At 69.0% G+C, this 3,277-nt stretch carries 5 protein-coding genes; 1 reads left to right on the top strand and 4 read right to left on the bottom strand.

Annotated features, from left to right (window positions below; all coding sequences use genetic code 11):
* Positions 1–16 precede the first annotated feature (16 nt).
* The 4 genes from J0695_RS38590 to J0695_RS38605 all read right to left on the bottom strand — a co-directional run bounded on the left by J0695_RS38590 (position 17) and on the right by J0695_RS38605 (position 2,357).
* Positions 17–598 carry an Asp23/Gls24 family envelope stress response protein gene (locus J0695_RS38590; RefSeq protein WP_206969511.1) on the bottom strand — a complete coding sequence of 194 codons (582 nt, stop codon included), beginning with the start codon at positions 596–598 and terminating at the stop codon, positions 17–19.
* Positions 595–1,593, bottom strand: coding sequence for a DUF6286 domain-containing Asp23/Gls24 family envelope stress response protein (locus J0695_RS38595; protein ID WP_206969513.1), 999 nt, complete (start codon positions 1,591–1,593; stop codon positions 595–597). The genes J0695_RS38590 and J0695_RS38595 overlap by 4 nt, the downstream gene beginning before the upstream one ends.
* Positions 1,590–1,778 carry a hypothetical protein gene (locus J0695_RS38600; protein ID WP_206969514.1) on the bottom strand — a complete coding sequence of 63 codons (189 nt, stop codon included), beginning with the start codon at positions 1,776–1,778 and terminating at the stop codon, positions 1,590–1,592. Before J0695_RS38600 ends, J0695_RS38595 begins: the two co-directional genes overlap by 4 nt.
* A gap of 72 nt (positions 1,779–1,850) precedes the next feature.
* On the bottom strand, positions 1,851–2,357 hold the full coding sequence (locus tag J0695_RS38605; RefSeq protein ID WP_206969515.1) for an Asp23/Gls24 family envelope stress response protein: 507 nt from the start codon (positions 2,355–2,357) through the stop codon (positions 1,851–1,853).
* Between the two features lie 307 nt (positions 2,358–2,664).
* Here J0695_RS38605 and J0695_RS38610 point away from each other — a divergent pair, with 307 nt between their 5' ends.
* Positions 2,665–3,249: an RNA polymerase sigma factor gene (locus tag J0695_RS38610; RefSeq protein WP_206969516.1), complete on the top strand. Its 585-nt coding sequence runs from the start codon at positions 2,665–2,667 to the stop codon at positions 3,247–3,249.
* Positions 3,250–3,277: the final 28 nt, after the last annotated feature.

Raw genomic sequence — 3,277 nt, forward strand, 5'->3', positions numbered from 1 at the left:
GTTGTGGCGGCGGGGGTCAGCGGACATGCGGTGCCGGGTGGTTCTCGTGGCTGAGCCGTACGCGGGCTTCGAGGGTGTAGGGGGTGGCTGCCTGTTCGGCTTCCGCTGTGACGGCATGGATTCGTTCGAGAACGTGGCCCGGGGCGGTGTCGGGCGCCAGCCACACGCGCATGCGTACGTGCAGATGCCGGCGTCGGCTGTGAATGTGCAGGTGGCAGCGGGCCACGCCGTTGACCGCCGTGACGCGCCGGGTGAGGGCGTCCTTCAGTGCCCGCGTGTGCAGTTCACTGCCTGGAGCGGTCAGTGGCAGGCGGGAGCGGGTGCGGATGTGAAGCTGGCTGAGGAACCACAGCACCAGCAGCACGGTGATGATGATGCCCGCAGCGCTGACTGTGGCAGTCCACCAGGCGTGGTCGCGCAGCTGCGCGAGGTCCTCACGGTTCAGCAGCACGTCGCCTTCGGAGACGGTGGGCCACCAAGTGGGCAGGCGATCGGTGAGCGAGGTTCCGGCGGTGGCCAGCCAGGTGCCGCCGGTCAGCAGAATCAGGCCGGCGGTTGTCAGCACGGTGCGGTTGGCGGTGGCGCGGGGTTGTCTCACCGGCGCATCCCTCCGGTTGGCCCAGCGGGCACCTGGCCTGATTCTTCGCCGGGCTGCAGCTGCTGTGATCCGGAGGTGTCCGTGGTGTCGGGTGGCTGCCAGATCGGCTCAGGGGTGACCGACACGCGCAGCGTCGGGGTGACGCGCAACTGGCAGTCCGAGAGGGCCTGTCGGGCGGCGAGAGCGGCCTGGTCGCGAGCTGTGGTGAGGTCTCCGAAAGCCAGGCGGGCCCGTGCGGTGATGCGTTGTCGGCCCGCCCGGACGGTCACGGTGCCGATCCCCTGGACCTCGGCGACGGCGTCCCGGACCAGCGAGGCCACCGTGGAGCGGTCGGCGGCGGCGTCCCACTGAGGCAGAGACTCGGCGAGTGTGAGGAGACGGCGCTGCCCGGGGGTGAGTGCGAGAACGAGCAGCCACGCACCCGCCAACGCCAGGCAGACCCCGGCGATTATGACGGGTGCGTTGACCGGACCATGGCTGGTGACCCAGTCCAGCGACCGCATCCGCCAAGTGGCCGGCGTGTGGTGGGTGGTGTGGACGCGGACGACGTCCGCGGTCACGGCTGCGCAGGACGCCGCAGCCAGGAGAGTGAGAACGGCCGTCGGGGTCCGCCGCGGCGACCACCAGCGGCGTGGTGCGCGCCGCGCGGACGGCTTCGCGACATCCACGGGCGCCTGGACTACCGGTGCGTGGGACGACGCCGTCGTGGTGAGGTGGGTGACGGCCAGTTGCACGCCGGCCGTCTCCAGTCCGGTCAGTTCGCGAGTGCGGTCACGCACATGTTGCTGCATCTGCCGTGCCGCCTCGGACAGCGGCGCGGGGTAGGGGAGGGCGGTGCGCAGCGCGACGACGGCTCGGCGACCGCGCACAGCCGCCGAACCACTGACGGAAGTGGCGGCTCCTGCGGGCAGCGCTTCCCTGGCGGCCTGTTCGGCGATTTTGCGCATTGCTCTGTCCGCGATGATGGTGGTGCCTCGCGGGGCCGCGGCACTCATCCCCGGCTCCGCTCGCGGAACATCTCGCGCAGGTCGTCCGTGCGACCGCCGCCATCCAGCCAGGCCCCAACGGTGAAGCCGATCCCGCCGAGGGCGGCCACGAGGAGGAAGGCCCCGAAGCCGCCGAAGTAGCCGGCGAAGGCCAAGGCCATCCCAGTGATCATCCCGATCAACGCTCTGCTCATTCTCAACCGCCTTCCGCCGGCCCCCGCAGGGACCGGTCCCACCTCACGTAGAACATGCCGGTCAGCGGGACGTCACTCGACGCGGGACTCAGTGGAGACGACGCCGTCGTCCTCGTCGGGCAAGTGCACGTCGTTGATCGCGATGTTGACTTCCACCACCTCGAGGCCGGTGATCCGCTCCACCGCTCCGATCACGTTCTCCCGTACGTCTGCGGCGACTTCGGTGATGGACACGCCGTACTCGACCACGAGGTCCAGGTCGATGGCGGTCTGCCGCTCGCCGACCTCGACCTTCACTCCGCGGCCCACGTTCGGGCGTCCGCCCGGTACGCGGTCTCGGACCGCGCCGAGTGTGCGCGACAGGCCGCCGCCCATGTCGAAGACGCCGGGAATCTCCCGTGCTGCCACTCCCGCGACCTTCACGACGACGACGTCGGCGATCGAGGTCTTGCCGCGTGTGCCGGCGGGCTCGTTCACACCGGTGGAACCCAGGGCGATGTCGGTGGAACCGCCTGTCCCGTTGGGGCGGTTGGAGGCGTTCTTGGAATCCGGGTTCGTCTGAGCTGTGATCAGAGTCATCTGATCTCTCCTCACTCACCGTTGTCGCGGTGGGCTGCGAATCGTTGTCACTGCGGATGCACTGTCACTTCGATAGACCCTCACTAGCGCTGGCTGTGACGCACCTTTCCGGAATAACTTCTGCCAGCCGTGTCCGCTGCCTCTGGCAGGGAACGGAATGAGCGGGCTGGTTTCTGCCGCGACAGCCACGGTGGGCGCTCGGCCGGTGTGGCCGCCGTGGCAAGGAATCGGGAAATTTGCTGGAGGGGCGTCACAGAAGGTGCGGTCGTGCTGTCCAACGAAGAGGACCGACGAGAGGAGCCGCCCCGTGGCGGGGGACCCGACTGTGACCAGACCGCCCGATGAGACGGCCGCTCTTGAAGACGCTCTGTTGACGGTGCGTGCGGTCGAAGGCGACGAGGAAGCGTTCGCTGAGCTGGTGCGCAGGCATGCTCCCGGGCTGGTTCGGCTCGCCGCGCGGCTGCTGGGCGACCAGCCGGAAGCGGAGGACGCAGTGCAGGAAGCGTTCATCAACGCCTGGCGGAAACTGCCCGACTTCCGTGGGCACGCCTCCTTCAGTACCTGGCTGTATCGCATCGTCACCAACCGGTGCCTGAACATTCTGCGTGCGCGCAAACCCCAAGCCCCTCTGGAGGCAGCAGGCGACATGGCCGCACCCGAACACACCACCGCGCCCGACCGGATCGCCGAGTCCCACGCAGCGGTCGATGACCTGCACCGGGCGCTGGGCTCATTGTCTGCTGAACAGCGCACCTGCTGGGTGCTGAGGGAATGGGACGGCCAGTCCTACACATTCATCGCGAACACGGTCGGCATCACCGAGCAAGCCGTCCGCGCCCGCGTCTTCCGTGCCCGACGCCACCTGACGAGCGCATTGGGGGCCTGGCGATGACCACCCGCATCCACCCGCCCGACCCGAC

The organism is Streptomyces beijiangensis (assembly GCF_017315755.1).
Classification (GTDB): domain Bacteria; phylum Actinomycetota; class Actinomycetes; order Streptomycetales; family Streptomycetaceae; genus Streptomyces; species Streptomyces beijiangensis.